The 21,172-nt window shown below is 58.7% G+C and carries 14 protein-coding genes; 13 read left to right on the forward strand and 1 reads right to left on the reverse strand.

What is annotated here, in order from left to right:
- The first annotated feature begins 18 nt into the window (after window positions 1-18).
- The 13 genes from yaaA (at window position 19) to JFU47_RS12605 (ending at window position 18,205) form a co-directional block, all read left to right on the forward strand.
- A complete protein-coding gene (yaaA, locus tag JFU47_RS12545; protein WP_201183303.1) occupies window positions 19-798 on the forward strand; it encodes a peroxide stress protein YaaA in 780 nt (259 codons plus the stop codon).
- A gap of 807 nt (window positions 799-1,605) precedes the next feature.
- Complete coding sequence (locus tag JFU47_RS12550; RefSeq protein ID WP_149628755.1) at window positions 1,606-2,922, forward strand: nucleotide sugar dehydrogenase; 1,317 nt, start codon at window positions 1,606-1,608, stop codon at window positions 2,920-2,922.
- Between the two features lie 210 nt (window positions 2,923-3,132).
- Window positions 3,133-4,614, forward strand: coding sequence for a mannuronan synthase (gene alg8 / locus JFU47_RS12555; RefSeq protein WP_430539809.1), 1,482 nt, complete (start codon window positions 3,133-3,135; stop codon window positions 4,612-4,614).
- Window positions 4,615-4,649: 35 nt separating this feature from the next.
- Window positions 4,650-5,819: an alginate biosynthesis protein Alg44 gene (locus JFU47_RS12560; protein ID WP_201183305.1), complete on the forward strand. Its 1,170-nt coding sequence runs from the start codon at window positions 4,650-4,652 to the stop codon at window positions 5,817-5,819.
- Between the two features lie 10 nt (window positions 5,820-5,829).
- Window positions 5,830-7,236 (forward strand): alginate biosynthesis TPR repeat lipoprotein AlgK, encoded by a 1,407-nt coding sequence (gene algK, locus JFU47_RS12565; RefSeq protein ID WP_201183308.1) that lies wholly within the window; start codon window positions 5,830-5,832, stop codon window positions 7,234-7,236.
- A complete protein-coding gene (locus JFU47_RS12570) occupies window positions 7,233-8,720 on the forward strand; it encodes an alginate export family protein (protein WP_201183310.1) in 1,488 nt (495 codons plus the stop codon). Before algK ends, JFU47_RS12570 begins: the two co-directional genes overlap by 4 nt.
- A 26-nt stretch (window positions 8,721-8,746) precedes the next feature.
- Window positions 8,747-10,336 (forward strand): mannuronan 5-epimerase AlgG, encoded by a 1,590-nt coding sequence (gene algG / locus JFU47_RS12575; RefSeq protein WP_123365354.1) that lies wholly within the window; start codon window positions 8,747-8,749, stop codon window positions 10,334-10,336.
- A 10-nt stretch (window positions 10,337-10,346) separates the two neighbouring features.
- On the forward strand, window positions 10,347-11,798 hold the full coding sequence (locus tag JFU47_RS12580) for an alginate O-acetyltransferase (RefSeq protein WP_201183312.1): 1,452 nt from the start codon (window positions 10,347-10,349) through the stop codon (window positions 11,796-11,798).
- 7 nt (window positions 11,799-11,805) lie between these two features.
- Window positions 11,806-12,930, forward strand: coding sequence for a mannuronate-specific alginate lyase (locus JFU47_RS12585; protein ID WP_201183314.1), 1,125 nt, complete (start codon window positions 11,806-11,808; stop codon window positions 12,928-12,930).
- 293 nt (window positions 12,931-13,223) lie between these two features.
- Window positions 13,224-14,789 carry an MBOAT family O-acyltransferase gene (locus JFU47_RS12590; RefSeq protein WP_201183316.1) on the forward strand — a complete coding sequence of 522 codons (1,566 nt, stop codon included), beginning with the start codon at window positions 13,224-13,226 and terminating at the stop codon, window positions 14,787-14,789.
- 11 nt (window positions 14,790-14,800) lie between these two features.
- On the forward strand, window positions 14,801-15,976 hold the full coding sequence (locus tag JFU47_RS12595) for an alginate O-acetyltransferase (protein ID WP_123365350.1): 1,176 nt from the start codon (window positions 14,801-14,803) through the stop codon (window positions 15,974-15,976).
- 14 nt (window positions 15,977-15,990) lie between these two features.
- Window positions 15,991-16,647 (forward strand): alginate O-acetyltransferase AlgF, encoded by a 657-nt coding sequence (locus JFU47_RS12600; protein WP_201183318.1) that lies wholly within the window; start codon window positions 15,991-15,993, stop codon window positions 16,645-16,647.
- A 106-nt stretch (window positions 16,648-16,753) separates the two neighbouring features.
- Window positions 16,754-18,205 carry a mannose-1-phosphate guanylyltransferase/mannose-6-phosphate isomerase gene (locus JFU47_RS12605; RefSeq protein WP_123365348.1) on the forward strand — a complete coding sequence of 484 codons (1,452 nt, stop codon included), beginning with the start codon at window positions 16,754-16,756 and terminating at the stop codon, window positions 18,203-18,205.
- Between the two features lie 78 nt (window positions 18,206-18,283).
- Here the strand turns inward: JFU47_RS12605 and JFU47_RS12610 are convergent, their stop codons facing one another.
- Window positions 18,284-21,031, reverse strand: a complete 2,748-nt coding sequence (locus tag JFU47_RS12610; RefSeq protein ID WP_242485117.1) for an RHS repeat domain-containing protein — start codon at window positions 21,029-21,031, stop codon at window positions 18,284-18,286.
- Between the last annotated feature and the right edge of the window lie 141 nt (window positions 21,032-21,172).

Consider the following 21,172-nt stretch of genomic DNA (forward strand, 5'->3'; position numbering starts at 1 on the left):
ATTAAAGGAGACGACTTCATGCTGATGGTGATTTCCCCCGCCAAGACCCTCGATTACGAAACACCGCCGGCGACCCAGCGCTTCACCCAGCCACAATACCTCGACCATTCCCAGGAGCTGATCCTGCAATTGCGCGAGCTGGCCCCTGCGCAGATCAGCGAGTTGATGCACGTCTCCGACAAGATCGGCGGGCTCAACGCCGCGCGTTTCGGCAGCTGGACGCCCGCGTTCACTCCGCAAAACGCCAAGCAGGCACTGCTCGCCTTCAAGGGCGACGTCTACACCGGGTTGAATGCTCAAACCTTCAGCGAGGCCGATTTCGATTACGCCCAGCAGCACTTGCGCATGTTGTCCGGCCTGTACGGCCTGCTGCGCCCACTGGACCTGATGCAGCCGTATCGACTGGAGATGGGCACCAAACTGGCGAATGCCCGTGGCAAGGACTTGTATGCCTTCTGGGGCACGCGGATCAGCGAATGGCTGAACGAAGCCCTGGCCGATCAAGGCGACGACGTGCTGCTGAACCTGGCGTCCAACGAGTACTTCTCGGCGGTCAAACGCAGCGCCCTGAACGCGCGCATCATCAATACCGAATTCAAGGATCTGAAGAACGGGCAGTACAAGATCATCAGCTTCTACGCGAAAAAGGCCCGCGGCATGATGAGTCGCTTCGTCATTGAAGAGCGCATCAACGACCCGCAAGCCCTCAAGCAGTTCGACGTACAAGGTTATCGTTACAGCGCCGAGCAGTCTAAACCGGACAATCTGGTGTTCCTGCGCGATCACGCACCCGAGTAAGCACCCGGTTGGCGCACGCCTCATTAACGGGGCGTGCGCCACGTCCAATCGTCCGACAATCCCCCGCTTCATTCGTCACTTTACTGACGTCAAAAATCAATCACTCGGTTTTCTAACTTTAGTTTCACTCGACTTTGCTGATTTTTTTCAGTAGTGGCACTGAATTTTTTTATCGGTAGTGGCACATAACTATCTAATCCAACAATAACCCTATGTATCAAGGGCCAAACAGGCGTTGCTATCAATATGAAAGCAGTGCCATCTTTTTCAATATTTCAAGAAATTTCAGAATTCGCGATGGGCGGACTGGAACTATGTCCAAATGCGTCGCTCATACCACCGGTAACCATTCTCTCTGAGCTTGTACGAGATAACTTACGCAGAGAAGAGATTCACGTAGCAAAGTTGTCACATTAACTTCTGCTTACTGGACCCTGATTTGGGCAACACATGAAGGACAGGAGATAAGCATCATAAATATCCCCTACAAGGCCAAGGCAGCGCCCCTATAAACGTGCTCACCTGAGCACCCAACCGCTTGATTTACGGGCTTCTGGCCTGGCATTGAGCGCGCAAGACCTTTGCACGAATGTCTTCTGATTAGAAGACCTGCTGCATAACAGGGCACGCCATAACAATAAAAGCCTAGTTGCGCACATCTTGAGTGCACTTATTTAGACACTCGGAACTTATATGCCTGCACGCGGCATTGTGACGCCTTTAAGGCGCACTTCCGAGTGCACTATCACCGCTGAACACCATTAACTCCGGCCATGTAATGGCTTGATAAACACAGAGGTAATTGCGATGCGCATCAGCATATTTGGTTTGGGTTACGTCGGCGCAGTATGTGCCGGTTGCCTGTCTGCACGGGGCCATGACGTCGTTGGCGTCGATGTTGCCAAAGACAAAATCGATATGATCAACGCCGGTAAATCGCCGATCGTTGAACCGGGTCTGGGCGAGCTTCTGCAGAAGGGTATCGAGACGGGCAAATTGCGCGGCACGACCAACTTCGCCGAGGCGATTCGCGACACCGACCTGTCGATGATCTGCGTCGGCACGCCGAGCAAGAAGAACGGCGACCTGGAACTGAACTACATCGAAGCTGTGTGCCGCGAGATCGGTTTTGTCCTGCGTGACAAGACCACCCGTCACACCATCGTGGTTCGCAGCACCGTACTGCCAGGCACGGTGGCAAACGTAGTGATCCCGATCCTCGAAGACTGCTCCGGCAAGAAAGCCGGTGTCGACTTCGGTGTTGCAGTGAACCCTGAGTTCCTGCGTGAAAGCACCGCGATCGCCGACTACGACCTGCCGCCAATGACCGTTATCGGCGAGTTCGACAAGGCTTCGGGCGACGTTCTGCAATCGCTGTACGAAGAACTCGACGCTCCGATCATCCGCAAGGACATCGCAGTGGCCGAAATGATCAAGTACACCTGCAACGTGTGGCACGCCACCAAGGTGACCTTCGCCAACGAGATCGGCAACATCGCCAAGGCTGTCGGCGTCGATGGTCGCGAAGTGATGGAAGTGGTCTGCCAGGACAAGACGCTGAACCTGTCCCAGTACTACATGCGCCCTGGTTTCGCGTTCGGCGGTTCCTGCCTGCCGAAGGACGTTCGCGCCCTGACCTACCGCGCCGGCTCCCTGGACGTGGAAGCACCGCTGTTGAACTCGCTGATGCGCAGTAACGAGTCCCAGGTGCAGAACGCCTTCGACATCGTCACCAGCCACGGCAAACGCAAAGTCGCCCTGCTGGGTCTGAGCTTCAAGGCCGGTACTGACGACCTGCGCGAAAGCCCGTTGGTTGATCTGGCGGAAATGCTGATCGGCAAGGGTTACGACCTGAGCATCTACGACACCAACGTCGAATACGCCCGTGTCCACGGTGCGAACAAGGATTACATCGAGTCGAAGATCCCTCACGTCTCGTCCTTGCTCAACGCCGATTTCGACGACGTGATCAACAACTCCGACGTGATCATCCTTGGCAACCGTGACGAGAAATTCCGCGCCCTGGCGCAGAACGCTCCACACGGCAAGCAAGTGATCGACCTGGTCGGCTTCATGTCCCAGGCCACCAGCGTAAGTGGCCGGACTGAAGGCATCTGCTGGTAATGCGGTCGTAGGAGCTGTCGAGTGAAACGAGGCTGCGATCTTTCCAGGTCCACTTGAGTTTCAAGCGAAAGATCAAAAGATCGCAGGCTTCGCCAGCTCCTACAGGATTTCTGGCGCCATCCAGACCGGATGTCGCCAGTTTTCGTAAGCCTGCCTTAACCCCATCGGGCCACCCCACAGGCTCGCCCGAGATAGAGACGGATGCAGATTATGCACAGGCTAAAGCACGGCCTACTTCAGGTCGCCGGTTGGCTGTTTTACCTAAGTTTATTGATGGGCATCGCCATGGCGTTGCCTGCGTCCACGTTCGACTCCGAGTCGAAGGACTTCATCTTCCTGATCGGTATCGTCGGTATCTGGCGCTACTCGATGGGTGCTACGCACTTTCTGCGCGGCATGCTGTTTCTGTACGTGGTCTACCCGCACCTGCGGCGCAAAGTGCGCAAGCTGGGTAAAACGGCAGACCCGTCCCATGTGTTTCTGATGGTCACCAGTTTTCGTATCGACGCGCTGACCACCGCCCAGGTCTACGCCTCGGTGATTCGCGAAGCGATCGACTGCGGACTGCCGACCACCATGGTCTGCTCCATCGTGGAAATGTCCGATGAGAAGCTGGTGAAAAGCCTCTGGACCAAAATGAATCCACCGGCTCGCGTCAAGCTCGACTTCGTGCGCATTCCCGGCACCGGCAAGCGTGACGGCCTGGCCTACGGTTTCCGCGCCATCTCCCGCCACCTGCCGGACGATCGCGCAGTGGTTGCAGTGATTGATGGCGACACCGTGCTCGCCGAAGGCGTCGTGCTCAAGACCGTGCCGTGGTTCCAGCTGTTCGGCAATGTCGGCGGCCTGACCACCAACGAGTTCTGCGAAGTGCGCGGCGGCTACATCATGAGCGAGTGGCACAAACTGCGATTCGCCCAGCGCCACATCAACATGTGCTCGATGGCCCTGTCCAAGCGCGTGCTGACCATGACCGGACGGATGTCGGTATTCCGCGCCACTGTGGTGACCAACCCGGACTTCATCGCCGACGTGGAAAGCGACTCGCTGCAACACTGGCGCCTGGGTCGCTTCAAGTTCCTCACCGGTGATGACAAGTCGAGCTGGTTCAGCTTGATGCGCCTGGGCTACGACACGTTTTATGTGCCGGACGCCGCCATTCACACCGTGGAACACCCACCGGAAAAAAGCTTCATCAAGGCCAGTCGCAAATTGATGTTCCGCTGGTACGGCAACAACCTGCGGCAGAACTCCCGCGCCTTGGGCCTGGGGATGAAACGTCTCGGCCTGTTCACTTCGGTGGTGCTGTTCGACCAGCGTGTGTCGATGTGGACGTCGCTGCTGGGCCTGACCGTCGCGCTCATCGCCACCTTCAAGTACGGCGTTGCGTTCATCCTGGTTTACCTGCTGTGGATCGGCATTACCCGCCTGATCCTGACCGTGCTGCTGTCTTTGTCCGGTCACACGATCGGCCCGGCCTACCCTGCGATTCTCTATTACAACCAGATCGTCGGCGCGCTGGTGAAAATCTACGTGTTCTTCCGCCTCGACCGACAGTCCTGGAGTCGCCAGCCCACTTCCCTGACCCGTGATCTCGCCAGCTTTCAAGGTTGGTTCAACACTTGGTCGTCTCGGACCATGACCTTCTCCGCCGGCAGCATTTTTGTTGCTGTGCTGCTGATGATGGTCTGACCGAACTCGCCTGAATTAACTAGGAAATCGTCCATATGAATACCGCCGTCAACGCCAACGTAGTGCATGAATCAGAAGCCCAGCGTCAGCACGCCCGGGTAAAAATCCCGGCCAAGCTGCGCTTCTACGGTCCTGACCGGACCCCGGTAGAAGCTCGGGTCATCGACCTTTCCGCTGGCGGCCTGGCTTTCAATGCCGGTCAGCTGCCTCTGAAAGTCGGCGACGTGTACAAGGCTCGCCTGCAGTTCGTCATCGATAACCTCGGCCTGGCCATGGACGTCGAGTTACTGGTGCGCTCCCACGACCGCGAAACCGGTCGTACCGGTTGCCAGTTCCAGAACCTCGAATCCCAGGATATTTCCACCCTGCGCCACCTGATCACTTCGCACCTGGCCGGCGACATCGTCACCATGGGTGAAGTGCTGGCCACCCTGCAACGCGACAACTTCACCAAGGCGCGCAAGGACAAGGATGGCGGCCACGGCATGACCCCGTTCGGTCGCCTGCGTGCAGTGACCTTCAGCCTCGCGATTTTCCTCGTCGGTCTGACGGCATTCGGCTTCATCTTCAAGTCGGTGTACGGCATGTACTTCGTCAGCCACGCCCAGGCCGGTCTGGTCAGCGTGGCGGGCATGAACATCACCATGCCGCGTGACGGCACGGTGCAGAGCCTGATCAAAACCGACGGCGTTGCGGCCAAAGGCGCGCCGCTGGCGACGTTCAGCACCAGCATGCTCGACGTACTCAAGGGCCATCTGGACGAAGACCAACTGCAACCGGCCAAGGTTGAAGAACTGTTCGGCAAGCAAATGACCGGCACCCTGACGTCGCCGTGCGATTGCACCGTAGCGCAGCAAATGGTCGCCAACGGTCAGTACGCCAGCAAGGGCGACGTGATCTTCCAACTGGTGCCGCGTAACAGCGAAGCCAACGTTGAAGCGCGCTTCACCTATCGCCAGTTCGGCGACGTGCTGCCAGGCAGCTCGGTCAGCTTCCAGATCGCCGGCGAAGACAAAACCCGCTCCGGCACGATCATCAGCAGCACCAGCCTGAAAAGCGCCGACCTGTCGTCCGACATCCGCGTGCAGATCAAGCCTGACGAGCCGCTGGACAGCAAATTCGCCGGTCGCCCGGTTGAAGTCAACGCCACCCGTGGTCCGAACCTGAACTGGCTGATCGACAAAGCCATGGCCGCCGGTCGTTAAAAAAGAGGACATGCCCGTGACTAGCCCACTCAGAATCCTGCCAGTCCCGCTGACTCTGGCCATGGCAATTGCCCTGGCCGGATGCGCCGGCCTGCCCGACCAGCGTCTGGCCAACGAAGCCCTCAAGCGCGGTGATACCACGCTGGCGGCGCAGAATTACCAGCAACTGGCAGACCTGGGCTACAGCGAAGCACAGGTTGGCCTCGCCGATATCCAGGTCGACAGCCGTGACCCGGCGCAGATCAAGAAAGCCGAGGCGACTTATCGCGCTGCGGCCAGCGTCTCGCCGCGAGCTCAGGCTCGCCTGGGTCGTCTGCTGGTGGCCAAACCCGGCTCCACCGAAGCCGAACAGCACGAAGCCGAAGGCCTGTTGAAAAAAGCCTCGGCCAATGGTGAAGGCAACACCCTGATCCCGCTGGCGATGCTGTACCTGCAATACCCGCACAGTTTCCCGAACGTCAACGCGCAACAGCAGATCAGCCAATGGCGCGCCGAAGGCAAGCCGGAAGCGGGCCTGGCCCAAGTGCTGCTCTATCGCACCCAGGGCACTTACGACCAGCACCTGGACGAAGTGGAGACGATCTGCAAAGCCGCGTTGAACACCACCGACATCTGCTACGTCGAACTGGCCACGGTCTATCAGAAAAAAGCCCAGCCAGAGAAACAGGCCGAGCTGATCAAGCAAATGCAAGCCGCTCAGGCTCGCGGCACGGTTTCCGCCCAGCGGGTGGACAGCGTGGCTCGCGTATTGGGCGATGCATCCCTGGGCACGACCGACGAGAAAACCGCCCAGTCGCTGCTCGAAGGTATCGCACCCGGCTACCCCGCTTCCTGGGTCAGCCTGGCGCAGCTGCTCTACGACTTCCCCGAACTGGGTGACGTCGACTTGATGATGAAGTACCTGGACAACGGCCGCGCCGCCGACCAGCCGCGCGCTGAACTGTTGCTGGGCAAGCTCTACTACGAAGGCAAAATGGTGCCGGCCGACGCGAAGGTCGCCGAAGAACACTTCAAGAAAGCCGTCGACAGAGAAGTGGCCGCCGATTACTACCTCGGCCAGATCTACCGTCGCGGTTACCTGGGCAAGGTCTATTCGCAGAAAGCGCTGGACCACCTGCTCAAGGCTGCGCGTAACGGCCAGAACAGCGCCGACTTCGCCATTGCCCAACTGTTCTCCCAAGGCAAGGGCACCCGGCCCGACCCGCTTAACGCTTATGTCTTCAGCCAATTGGCCAAAGCCCAGAACACCCCGCAAGCCACCGAGCTTGCACAAACACTTGAAGCCCAACTGCCGCCTGCCCAGCTCGCCGAGGCCCAACGCCTGTTGAAACAAGAACAGGCCGTTCGTGGTGCCTTGAGTCAGAACACGCTGGAACTGCATGCCCTGGAAGAAGAAGACGGCGAGGAATCCCTATGAAGTTGAATCCATTCGTTAAGGCCGGTATTGGCCTGTCATTCGCCCTGCTGTGGTCGTGCCCGACCCTGGCGGCCCTGACGGAAAGCAAGAACTACGGCCTTGACGTGAAAGTCACCGCACAGTCCGAAGACGACACTGACCTCGGTACGGCGAGCGGCGGCGACGTCAACGGCGTCGGCCTCGATTTGCGTCCATGGATTTATGGCGAGAGCGGTGCGTGGAGCGCCTATGCCATGGGGCAGGCCGTGACGGCCACCGACATCATCGAGACGGACACCCTGCAACAGTCCGACAGCGACGGCACCCAGGCCACCGACAACGGTGATCGCAAAACCAAGAAAAACTACCTGGCGATGCGTGAGTTCTGGGTCGGCTACCGCGGCCTCACGCCCTACCCCGGCGAGATGCTCAAGCTCGGTCGCCAGCGCCTGCACAACGACGACGGTCAATGGCGCGACACCAACATCGAAGCGCTGAACTGGACCTTCGACACCACCCTGTTGCGCGCCAACGCCGGTGTCGCCGAACGCTTCAGCGAATACCGTACCGACCTCACCGAGCTGGCCCCAAAAGACAAGGATCGCCTGCACGCCTACGCCGATGCGTCGTATCAGTGGACCCCGGGCAACTGGGTCGGCATTCGCGGTCATCACACCCACGATGACGGCAAGCTCGACTACGCGCAGCCGGGTGTTCCCGCCGATTCCCTGGACAAGAAACAGAATGGCGACATCAGCTGGCTCGGCCTTACCGCCGACAGCGATGCCTACAACTGGCGCAACACCAACACCGTCAACTACTGGGGCAGCGTCACCGGCATGAGCGGCGACCGCGACAAGGTCAACCCGCTGAACGCCGACGGCACCGCGCCGGCCCAAGCCAAGACCAGCGGCGACGTCGACGGCTGGGCCACTGACCTGGGCGTGCGTCTGCGCCTGGATCCGCAATGGCAAGTCGGTGCAGCGTATGCCCGCGCCAGCGCCAATTACGAACAGAACGGCCTGGAAAGCAACCGTTCGAACTACACCGGTACGCGCTCGCGTGTTCACCGTTTCGGCGAGGCTTTCCGCGGCGAAATGCAAAACATGCAGTCCGCCACTCTGTTCGGTTCGTGGATGCTCAACGACGAATACGACGCCAGTGTGATCTACCACAAATTCTGGCGTGTCGACGGTAACAAGCCAGTCGGCAGCAATGGCATCAACGCCGTCGAGAACAACACCGACGACGCGACCGGCGCGATTCTTTCCAGCACGTCCCTGCCGCTGGAAGACGGTAGCAAGGACCTCGGCCAGGAAATGGACGTGGTCGTCACCAAGTACTTCAAGCAAGGCCTGCTGCCCGCCTCCTTGAGCCAGTCGATCGATGAGCCTTCGGCCCTGGTGCGGTTGCGTGGCGGTGTGTTCAAGCCCGGCGATGCGTATGGCAAAGGCGTCGACTCGTACATGCACCGCGCGTTTATCGACGTGATCTGGCGCTTCTGATGCGAACCGCTAAGGGAGTTCCTGACATGAACAGTCCGAAGAGAGGCTCAATAACCTTGCTGGCCGGCGCGATGTTGCTGGCCAGCACGGCAGCCTTCGCCACAGTGGAGCCGGCCTCGCCCGTTCAAAAAGGGCAACCGGCGACCATTGCAAAAGGGTTGCAACAGGCCAAGACCTACACCGTCAGCAGCGCCCCGACTGCGCCGCTGGAGCTGGCCAAGCCGAAACTGCCGGACACCTCCGGCTACACCGCCGAAGCCATCGCCGCGAAAGTCGTGCGCACCAAGCCCGGCAAAATCAGCGTGCGCCGGATGATGCAGGAAAACGCCCTGAAGGACTTCATCGGCGGCGATAACAAGATGGCCGAATGGGTCGTGCGTCAGCACGGTATCCCACAGGCGATTTTCATCGACGACGGCTACATGAACCTCAAGGATCTGGCCAAGAAAGTACCCAAGCAGTACTTCAGCGAAACCTCGCCAGGTGTGTTCCTGGCGAAGCTGCCGATCGTGGTGGGTGAGAAAGGCATCCTGGAAATCGACAAGCAGACCCAGGAACTGCGCCTGTCCCAAGAGGGAGGGTCGTTCCTGGTCAACGACGGTCAGCTATTCGTGCGCGATACCAAAATCACTGGCTGGAGCGAGAAGGCAAACGGCCCGGCGGCCTTCAAGTCGCCGAAGGAATTCCGTCCGTTCCTGCTGTCCTGGGGCGGCACCCAGACCTACATCGCCAACAGCAAGATCGCCAGTTTCGGCTACGCCAACAGTAAGTCCTATGGCGTGAGTATTTCCCAATACACGCCGAACATGGCCAAGGTGCTCAAGCGCCCTGAACCGAGCGGCTGGATCGTCGGCTCCGAGTTCTCGGACATGTGGTACGGCTTCTACTGCTACGAAACCCGCGACTTTGTGGTCAAGGGCAACACCTACAAAGACAACATCGTCTACGGCATTGACCCGCATGACCGTTCCCACGGTCTGATCATTGCCGACAACACAGTGTTCGGGACCAAGAAGAAGCACGGGATCATTATTTCCCGTGAAGTAAACGACAGCTTCATCTTCAACAACCGCAGCTACGACAACAAGTTGTCGGGCCTGGTGATCGACCGTAACAGCGTCAACAACCTGATCGCCTACAACGAGATCTACAAGAACCACACTGACGGCATCACCCTCTACGAGAGTGCCGACAATCTGCTGTGGGGCAACAAGGTGATCAGCAACCGACGCCACGGCATCCGGATTCGTAACAGCGTGAACATCCGCCTCTACGAAAATCTGTCCATGGCCAACGGCCTGACCGGCGTCTACGGGCACATCAAGGACCTGAGCGACACCGACCGGGACATCAAGCTCGACCCATTCGACGCCGAGGTGTCCCTGATCGTGGTCGGCGGCGAACTGGCCGGCAACGGCAGCGGCCCGCTGTCCATCGACTCGCCGTTGAGCGTGGAGTTGTATCGCGTGTCCATGCTCGCGCCGACCAAATCCAGCGGCATCAGCTTCTCGGGGATTCTCGGCGAGCGCCAGGACGAAATTCTCGACCTGCTGGTGCGCCAGCAGAAAGCCGTGTTGATCGACCCTGTCGAACGCCAGACCAAAATACGGGACTGAGGATAATTTTATGCACTCACACTTGATCAAATTACTCAGCCTGTCGGCCCTGACCGTCGGCATTTTCGCGGCCAGCGCCGGCGCTCGTGCCGATGAAGCCAAAGCACCTGCCTTCAGCGCCGAGCCGTGCTGCAACCTGTGTCCGGAAGCCCACGACGCGAAGAACTACACCACGCGTTACCAGCAGAACTTCACCACGCTGGTGCAGGCTCAGGGCGACTGGTTGTTCCGTACGCAAGAAGACTTGCGCACCGAGTTCGACACCACCCCCGGCGGCTACAAACGCATGAAAGAACTGCACGATGCGTTCAAGAGCAAAGGCATTGAACTGGTCATCGTTTACCAGCCGACCCGTGGTCTGGTGAACCGCAACAAGCTCAACCCGGAAGACAAGGCCAAGTTCGATTTCGACAAGGCCCTGAAGAACTACAAGACCATGCTCGGGCGTTTCGCCGCCATGGGCTACACCGTGCCGGACCTGTCGCCGCTGACCAACGAGTCGCTGCCTGACACCCTGCCGGCCCACGATTTCTACTTCCAGGGCGACCAACACTGGACGCCGTATGGCGCCCAGCGCACGGCGAAAATCGTCGGTGAGCAAATCAAGAAAATGCCGGCCTTTGCCGACGTGCCGAAACGCGAATTCGAGAGCCATAAGTCGGGTCGCATGGGCAAGACCGGAACGTTACACAACATGGCTGGTCAACTCTGTGGCACTAGCTACGCGATCCAGTACATGGATCAGTTCACCACCGAGCCGAAAGGCGAAGCGGCTGATGGCGATCTGTTCAGTGATTCCGGCAATCCGGAAGTCACCCTGGTCGGTACCAGCCACAGTGGCAAGAACTACAACTTCGCCGGTTTCCTCGAAGAGGCCATCGGCGCCGACATCCTCAACGTGGCGTTCCCCGGCGGTGGCCTGGAAGGTTCGATGCTGCAGTACCTGGGCAGCGAAGAGTTCCAGAAGAAGCCGCCGAAGATTCTGATCTGGGAGTTCTCGCCGCTCTATCGCCTCGACCAGGAAACCATCTACCGCCAGATGATGGCGCTGCTGGACAACGGTTGCGAAGGAAAGGATGCACAGATGACCGGCAGCACCACGTTGAAACCGGGCAAGAACGAATTGATGGTCAACAGCAAGAACCTGAACCTGCAAAACAGCAGTCACCAGGTTGATATCCGCTTCGCCGATCCGTCGGTGAAAACTCTGCAAGCCACCCTCTGGTACATGAACGGTCGCCACGAGGACATCAAGATCGATAAACCGGAAACCTCCGATACCGACGGGCGTTTCGCCTTTGAGTTGCGCACGGACGAAGACTGGGCCTCGCAGAATCTGCTGGCCGTCGAAATCCAGGGCCCTGCTGAAGCAGGTGCCACGCCACAAAAAGTCGAAGCGAAAATCTGCAAACGCAACGTATTCCCTGGCGCTGGGCAGCGTACCGCCCAGACCGGGCAATGAGGCAATTATGCAAACCCGAACTTTGAAAAGATTGATCGCACCGTCCCTGCTGAGCCTGGCTATGTTTGCCGGTGCGACTCAGGCCGCCGCGCCACTGCGCCCGCCACAGGGGTACTTCGCGCCGATTGAAAAAGTCAAAACCGGCGACAAGAGCGAAGGCTGTGATGCGATGCCGACGCCGTACACCGGCTCGCTGCAATTTCGCAGCAAATACGAAGGCTCCGACAAGGCCCGTTCGACCCTGAACGAGGCCTCGGAAAAAGCCTTCCGCGACACCACGGCCGACATCACCAAGATGGAACGCGGCACCAGCAAGCGTGTAATGCAGTTCATGCGTGACGGTCGTCCGGAACAACTCGAATGCACCCTGAACTGGTTGACCGCCTGGGCCAAGTCCGATGCGTTGATGTCCAAGGACTTCAACCACACCGGCAAGTCCATGCGCAAATGGGCGTTGGGCAGCATGGCGTCGGCGTACATCCGCCTGAAGTTCTCTGACTCCCATCCGCTGGCGAACCATCAGCAAGAGTCGCAACTGATTGAGGCCTGGTTCAGCAAAATGGCCGATCAGGTAGTCAGCGATTGGGACAACCTGCCGCTCGACAAGACCAACAACCACTCGTACTGGGCCGCCTGGTCGGTGATGGCCACTTCGGTCGCCACCAATCGCCGCGATCTGTTCGATTGGTCCGTGAAGGAATACAAGGTCGGCGTCAATCAAATCGACGCCCAAGGCTTCCTGCCCAACGAACTCAAGCGCCAGCAACGCGCCCTCTCCTACCACAACTACGCCCTGCCGCCACTGGCGATGATCGCCAGTTTCGCTCAGGTCAACGGTGTGGACTTGCGTCAGGAAAACAACGGCGCGCTGAAACGCCTGGGTGATCGAGTGTTGGCCGGGGTTAAAGACCCGGACGAATTCGAGAAGAAGAACGGTAAGGAACAGGACATGACCGACCTGAAAGAGGACTCGAAATTCGCCTGGCTCGAACCGTTCTGCACGCTCTACACCTGCTCGCCGGATGTGCTTGAGAAAAAGCACGAGATGCAGCCGTTCAAGACTTTTCGATTGGGTGGTGATTTGACCAAGGTCTACGACCCGGCCAACGAAAAAGGCAAAAAAGGTTCGTGAGTTGTGGTGGGGCTGAAAACCAGCCCCTCACCCTAACCCTCTCCCCGGAGGGGCGAGGGGACTGACCGAGGTGGCGGTTCGAGCTTCGGCGACCTGCGATATCGAGCCGATCTCAAGTTCCGAAACGACTGAGATCAGGCTCCCTCTCCCCTCCGGGGAGAGGGCGGGGGTGAGGGGTCGGTCTTGCGACCAGCCACAACCCTCAAGGAAACACCGTATTGCCCCCCGAATTCCGTGGGGGGTTTGGGGGGGCCGTTGGCCCTTGACTGTTGGTTAAACATGGAGAGACCGGGATGGTATTTTCATCCAACGTGTTCCTGTTTTTGTTCTTGCCGGTCTTTCTCGGCATGTACTACTTAAGCGGAATACGCTATCGCAACCTGCTGCTGCTGATCGCCAGCTACGTGTTCTATGCCTGGTGGCGTGTGGACTTCCTTGCGCTGTTCGCAGCCGTCACCCTGTGGAACTACTGGATCGGCCTCAAAGTGGGTGCCGCAGGCGTTCGGACCAAACCGGCACAGCGCTGGTTGCTCCTGGGCGTGGCCGTCGACCTGTGCATTCTCGGCTACTTCAAGTACGCCAACTTCGGCGTCGACAGCATCAACGCGATGATGACCTCCGTCGGTCTGTCGCCGTTCATACTGACCCACGTGCTGTTGCCGATCGGGATCTCGTTCTACATCTTCGAGTCCATCAGCTACATCATCGACGTCTACCGTGGTGATACCCCGGCGACCCGCAACCTGATCGACTTTGCCGCTTTCGTGGCGATCTTCCCGCACCTGATCGCCGGTCCGGTGTTGCGCTTCCGCGATCTCGCCGACCAGTTCAACAATCGCACCCACACCCTCGACAAGTTCTCCGAAGGTGCGACGCGATTCATGCAGGGTTTCATCAAGAAGGTCTTCATCGCCGACACCCTCGCGGTGGTGGCCGACCATTGCTTCGCCTTGCAGAACCCGACCACGGGCGATGCCTGGCTCGGCGCGCTGGCCTACACCGCGCAGCTGTATTTCGACTTCTCCGGTTACAGCGACATGGCAATCGGTCTTGGCTTGATGATGGGTTTCCGCTTCATGGAAAACTTCAAACAGCCGTACATCAGCCAGTCGATCACCGAGTTCTGGCGTCGCTGGCACATCAGCCTGTCCACCTGGTTGCGTGACTACCTGTACATCACGCTGGGCGGTAACCGTAAAGGTACGCTGATGACCTATCGCAACCTGTTCCTGACCATGCTGCTCGGTGGTCTGTGGCACGGCGCGAACATCACGTACATCGTCTGGGGCGCCTGGCACGGTATGTGGCTGGCGATCGAAAAAGCCCTCGGCCTGAATACCTCGCCGCGCAGCATCAACCCGATCCGCTGGGCGCTGACCTTCCTGCTCGTGGTCATGGGCTGGGTAATCTTCCGCTCGGAAAACCTGCACGTCGCCGGTCGTATGTACGGCGCGATGTTCAGCTTCGGCGAATGGTCACTGTCGGAACTCAACGCGGCCAGCCTCACCGGCCTGCAAGTGGCGACTCTGGTGGTGGCTTACATGACCCTGGCGTTCTTCGGCATCCGTGACTTCTACACCAACCTGCCGCCTGAGAAGACCAAGCCTGTTGTGAACGTCGAGGCCGATGGCCCGGCCACCGCGACGCCTGGAATGATCAAAGCCGTACCGGGCGACAACCCGGGCAGCATCCACGAACCTGGCTACACCGTCGGCGTTGAAGCGACTGTGCAACCGGCCTACTGGACGGCGGACTGGTCTCGTTACGTGATGCGCACGCTGGTACTGGTGCTGTTCATCGCCTCGATTTTCAAACTCTCGGCGCAAAGCTTCTCGCCGTTCCTTTACTTCCAGTTCTGAGGGATCTGACTATGACCCGCTCATTACGCATCCTCTACATCAGCCTGTTCATGGTGACGCTGTTGGTCCTGGGCCTGTGGTCCACGCGCAGTTTCCTGGGCTTCAGCACCTCTGCCGAAACGACGGTGCTCAACGGCCGCTGGACCAAAGCTGTGGAGACGCACTACGACGACGAATTTCCGATCAAGCGCCTGGGCACCAACCTTTGGGCTGCGCTGGATTTCAAACTGTTCAACGAAGGTCGCCCGGGCGTCGTGCTCGGCCGCGATCAGTGGTTGTACAGCGATGAGGAATTCAACCCGATCGTCAACGAAGAGCTGAACCTGCAAGGCAACTACGCGCTGGTTGAAGGCGTGCGCCAGGAACTGAAGGCGAAAGGCGTGAAACTGGTCATGGCGATCGTGCCGGCCAAGACTCGCCTGTACCCGGAACACCTGGGTGAAGTGAAGCCTTCGAGCATCCATGCCAACCTCTATGAAGACTTCCACGCTCATGTGGCGGCCAACAAGATCCTCGCTCCCGACCTGTTCGGCCCAATGCTGAAGGCCAAGCTGGACGGTCAGCAAGTGTTCCTGCGCACCGACACTCACTGGACGCCGGAAGGCGCGCAAATCGCTGCCGAGACCCTGGCCAAAACCATCGCCGAAAAAACCCCGCTGAGCGGCGAGCCGCAACACTTCATCACTGAACCTGCGGAGAAGGTGACTCACAAGGGCGACCTGCGGTTGTTCCTGCCGCTGGACCCGCTGTTCGAAAACCTGATGCCTAAGCCTGAGCCGTTGCAGAAGCGCAACACCGTCGCGGCGCAAGACCAGCCTGCCGGTGATGACGCCCTGTTCGCCAACGCTGAAGTGCCGGTGGCCCTGATCGGCACCAGCTACAGCGCCAACCCCAACTGGAACTTCGTCGGTGCGCTGAAACAAGCGCTGAACAGCGACGTGGTCAATTACGCCGAAGACGGCCATGGCCCGATTCTGCCGATGCTCACCTATCTGAAAAGTGATGCTTTCAAGAACAGCCCGCCACAGGTGCTGATCTGGGAGTTTCCTGAACGTTATCTGCCTGTGAACAACGAAATCGGTGACGCCGACCCGCAGTGGGTCGCAGAGCTCAAAGAAGCCGGCGTAAACCAACAAAACGTAGCAGCAAACACTAAATCCGAGACGCCCGACCGGGCGCAAAACTGAAAGAGAGGTACACCATGACTTTCACTACTACTCCTCGCCGTCTCGCCAAGACCTTTGCTTTGGCCGCGACCTTCAGCGTCCTTTCCATGAACGCTTTCGCCGGTGGCGACTCCGCGCTCTACGGCCCGACCGCACCGAAAGGCTCGAGCTTCGTGCGTGTCTACAACGCCGGCAACGCTGAAGTCAGCGCCACCGTCGGCACCACCAACCTGGCCGAAGTCGCGCCGCTGTCCAGCACTGACTTCAGCTTCATGCCGGGCGGCGACTACAGCGCCAAGGTCGGTAGCCAGTCCCTGCCGGTGAAACTGGCCGGTGATCACTATTACACCCTGGTCAACAACGCCAGCGGCGCACCACAACTGATCGAAGAGCCGCCGTTCAAGAACAAGCAGAAATCCCTGGTCCGCGTGCAGAACCTCAGCGACAAGGCCCTGACCCTGAAAACCGCTGACGGCAAGACCGAAGTGGTCCCGACCGTGGCCGCCAAGGGCCGTGGCGAACGTGAAATCAACCCGGTCAAAGTCAGCCTGGCGCTATACGATGGCGAAAAGAAAGTCGGCGACGTGAAACCGGTTGCCCTGGAACGCGGTGAAGCCGCCGTGCTGTATGTGACCGGCACCGGCAGCAGCCTGGCGCCAGTCTGGGTAAAACGCCCGGTTTCGACGCGCTAATCATTTTGTCGGGTAGCCCACGGGCTACCCGGACACGGAATAAGAACAAGAGTGAAACGACAGAACGCAGTAGCTCTGACCCATACGATTTTCAAGGAGTAACAACATGATTCCGGTGATCTTGTCAGGTGGTAGTGGCTCACGTCTTTGGCCGCTTTCGCGTAAGCAATTCCCCAAGCAATTCCTCGCCCTGACCGGCGAACAAACACTGTTCCAGCAAACCCTGGAACGCCTGGTGTTCGAAGGTATGGACACCCCCATCGTGGTCTGCAACAAGGAACACCGTTTCATCGTCAACGAGCAACTGGCCGCCCGTAAACTGGACGTGCAGCGCATCCTGATGGAACCGTTCGGCCGCAACACCGCGCCAGCCGTGGCCTTGACCGCACTGATGCTGGTCAACGAAGGTCGCGACGAATTGATGTTGGTGCTGCCAGCCGACCACGTGCTGGAAGATCAGAAAGCCCTGCAACGCGCGCTGGCCCTGGCCACGGTCGCTGCAGAAAACGGCGAAATGGTGCTGTTCGGCGTACCGGCCACCAAACCGGAAACCGGCTACGGCTACATCAAGTCGGCCAATGATTCGCTGCTGCCCGAAGGTGTCAGCCGCGTTTCGCACTTCGTCGAAAAACCGGACGTGAAGCGCGCCACCGAGTTCGTCGAGTCCGGTGGTTACTTCTGGAACAGCGGCATGTTCCTGTTCCGTGCCAGCCGTTTCCTCGAAGAGCTGAAAAAACACGATCCGGACATCTACGACACCTGCGTGCTGACCCTGGAACGCAGCGAGCAGGATGCCGACACGGTCGACATCGACTCCGCCACCTTCGCTTGCTGCCCGGACAATTCCATCGACTACTCGGTGATGGAAAAAACCCAACGCGCCTGCGTTGTACCGCTGACCGCGGGCTGGAGCGATGTCGGCTGCTGGGCGTCGTTGTGGGAAGTGAATGAAAAAGACGCCAACGGCAACGTCACCAAAGGTGATGTGGTCATTCAGGACAGCAAAAACTGCATGATCCACGGCAACGGCAAACTGGTGTCGGTGATCGGCCTGGAAAACATCGTGGTCGTCGAAACCAAGGACGCCATGATGATCGCCCACAAGGACAAGGTCCAAGGCGTGAAACAGATGGTCAACACCCTCAACGAGCAGGGTCGCAGCGAAACCCAGACCCACTGTGAAGTCTATCGTCCGTGGGGCTCCTACGACTCGGTGGACATGGGCGGTCGCTTCCAGGTCAAGCGCATCTCGGTCAAACCGGGCGCGTGCCTGTCGTTGCAGATGCACCACCACCGCGCCGAACACTGGATCGTGGTCAGCGGCACCGCTGAAGTGACCTGCGACGAAAACGTGTTCCTGCTCACTGAAAACCAGTCGACCTACATCCCGATCGCCTCGGTCCACCGCTTGCGCAATCCGGGCAAGATCTCGCTGGAAATCATCGAAGTGCAATCGGGCAGCTATCTGGGCGAAGACGATATCGAGCGGTTTGAAGATATCTACGGTCGTTCCACCCCGATCGAACGCGGCGTGTCGGTGAAAACCATCGCGCAGTGATTGATCTGTAACACAAGAAGCCCCCGTCCGACCCGCTGCGTTTCCCTATCCGCAGCGGGTTGGGTGGGGGCTTTTTTATCACGTCAATTTGGCGCCAGATCTCGAGGCAATGGCCGCTGATCGTGGGTTGACCGCTTGAGTAGTGATTTTTACCACCTTACTGGTCTTGTTTATCCTGTTCAAAGACTTGAGTGTCAGAAAGTTGCCCACGCCTCGTACATTAGAGATGTTTTTCGATATCAGCTCGGCGTTTATGGCCTCTTTCAGTTCGTCTGGCTTCAGCTGGGAGGCGGGGTTGGCCACCAAAATATCCACGTTCGCCTCAACATCATTATCATTACTGGCCCCCCCCTTAAGCGTAGTGGTGGAAATCGCGGCGATTGCGTAAATTTGCCTGGTTCCGGCAGATTTCAGCTTGTCCTCTTTTTTCAGAATCGCAAAGAACCTGTCCTCGTATATTGTTGTTGGCTCGGCACTTCCTGAATCCGGCTCGATAATCCAGGGATTCTGAAACCTCTCCTCCACCAACTCCGCCATCCAAGATGAGAGTGATTCTCCTAATTCAAGATTCTTCTGGGCCTCGCCCGATCTGGCCGGAAACATCCTTAAGGCTTGCCTGTACACACTTTTGTAATCCAGCAAGCTGCGTTTCAACTCATCTTTGCCAAAGGCGTACTTGGTGTCCACGCCCGCTTCCACCGCTTTGAATTTGGAGCTGGTTTTAAACGCCTTGGTTTTATCGTCAAATACCGCGACTTTTGCGACCATTGCCTTGGCCTTCAATCCCATCCGCTGAAGCGTGCCGAGGTTGATTTCGTAGCTCCCTACTTCATCACGTTGCAGGCCGGATGAATCAATAAACGTCATTGGGTTGTTCAGCACCATCGAGAACAGGTTCAATCCATCCAAATCCCCCGCCGGATCGGGATTGAGCCAGCGCTGCAACCACGGTATGTAGTACCGATATCCATAGTAATAAAGCCCCGTCGCATCCCGCTCTTTACCCGAATAGCGAACGGTTTTGTAATCCCCATCGGTGTCATTCGGGCCGGCAGACCAGGCGCTTTCACCAAAGGGGTAATAGGTTTCCCGACTGATGATTCGCGCATCACTCGCAAGCTCCAGTGTGCAAGAACTCAAGTGATCGACGAGGCCGTAACGGTATTGATCATTGCTCATGCCGTGCGGTGGTTCGGTCTCCCAGTGCAGCACTCGCACGCTATTGAGACCCGTCTGGGCGGTAATCACCTGCAACCTCTTCGCGGTCCCGTCATCGGTGCGCAGCTCAAGTCCCGGCAAGTACCTCACTTCAGCCCCCACGGTCCGCGCATTGGTTTGCAACGAGCGAATCTTGCGCACGCGCTGACCGCCGCCATCGTAGATATAGAACTCCCGATCATTGAGCCCCGACTCGCGCGCCACCGGGCTGACCGACTGCAACTGGTTACGCAGGTTCCACCTCAGGAACCGTCCCTGATCCAGCTCCAGCAAATTACCTCGGGCGTCAAACGCAGCGGCGATTGCTTCTTCGGTGGGCGGCACGCCGTTGCGCCAGGGCAGGCAGCGGTTGCTGTACCGCGCCGCCTTCAGTTCACGCCCCAGACTTTGCGCCCCAGCGTGCGTTAACTTCAGCAGGTTGCCGCTTTCGTCGTAACTGTAGGTCTGGTGATAGTTGCTGACTGCCGCCGGATCGGCCCGCCCCACGGATTCCGGTCCCTGGTTAGGGCCGCCCGCCTCCCAGCCGAACGCCTCAATCAATTGGTAAAGGCTGTCGTAGTTAAAGCGACTGATGGGCTCGATACGCTGATTGGCGAAGTAACGCACCGGCAGGGCCTTGTCCTCAATGCTGAGGACGTTGCCCATTCGGTCATAGTCATAGATCAGATGCTGCAACAACCGAGCACTCCCGTCCTGTGCCCGGCGCTCCATCAACACACCGTCTTCAGCGCGGTAAAGGAGGGTTGTTTCTACATCGTTACCCGCCACTTCCCGTTCAACCTTTCCCTCGGCGCTGTACTGGATATCGCTGACCAGCGTTTGCCAGGTGGTCAGCCCCTGAAGTTGCAGACGCGTCTCACGCAAGCGACCGTCAAGGGTCAGGCTGAAGGTCTGGCGGTTCTCCTTGGCATCGATCTGTTCCAGCACATCATTCAGCGGACCGAAGCTCCACGTCGAAGCGGCGCCCTCCCCCGGCTCAAGCAGGCGCTGACGATCGGGTTCCAACTCCGGCCAGTCAGGTGCAACAGGGGCCAGGGTGAAGTGACGGACTTGCTTCACGCATTGGTCGGTGATTGAAAACGCCTCGAACAGCACCGTCCCTGCAGGGTCGTCATGACGGATCAACTGTCCGCATTGATTCCGGATGCCGAGAGCAGGCCCGCCATAGGCCATGCGTTCAATAGCCTTTTGCGGCTCAGTCTCGCCCTGCTCAAACACTGCCACGGGGCGAAGCAAGTCATCGTATTCGACCTCGCGTCCGGTGCCTCGACTGTCCCATCCCAGCAACACCTCATTGCCCAGACCTGACAAGGTGAGCTGCCAACCGGCATCGACGCTGTCAGTGAACAGCGCGTTACCCGACAGCGAAAACACCGTCGTGAGGTTGGCGGGCGTCAGCGGCTCCTCTTGTTTCAGCGCCCAAAGCCGTGGATCCCACTGTTCAACCGCACGTCCTGCGGCATCGTGAAAGGTGCGATTGATGCGCGCCTGTGCGGGGTCACCTTCGACCTCGCGCCAATAATCAACCGAACGGATCGACAGACCACGCGGGTCGACAACGGACAAGCCGGGTGTTTTGTGGTGCATTCCCATCGTCAAGGCCTGCATGCCCGTGTCGCCCCTGTTTACCAGTGGTCATCTAACCGTTCGTGAACATTCCCGGCTACTGTCAGAAATTACAGTGCCGACCAACGGCATTAATAGAGTGCGTCGCTCTGTGCCAATCGAACGCGGCGTGTCGGTGAAAAC

Source organism: Pseudomonas sp. TH39(2020) (assembly GCF_016650715.1).
In the GTDB taxonomy this organism is placed as follows: Bacteria; Pseudomonadota; Gammaproteobacteria; order Pseudomonadales; family Pseudomonadaceae; genus Aquipseudomonas; species Aquipseudomonas mandelii_C.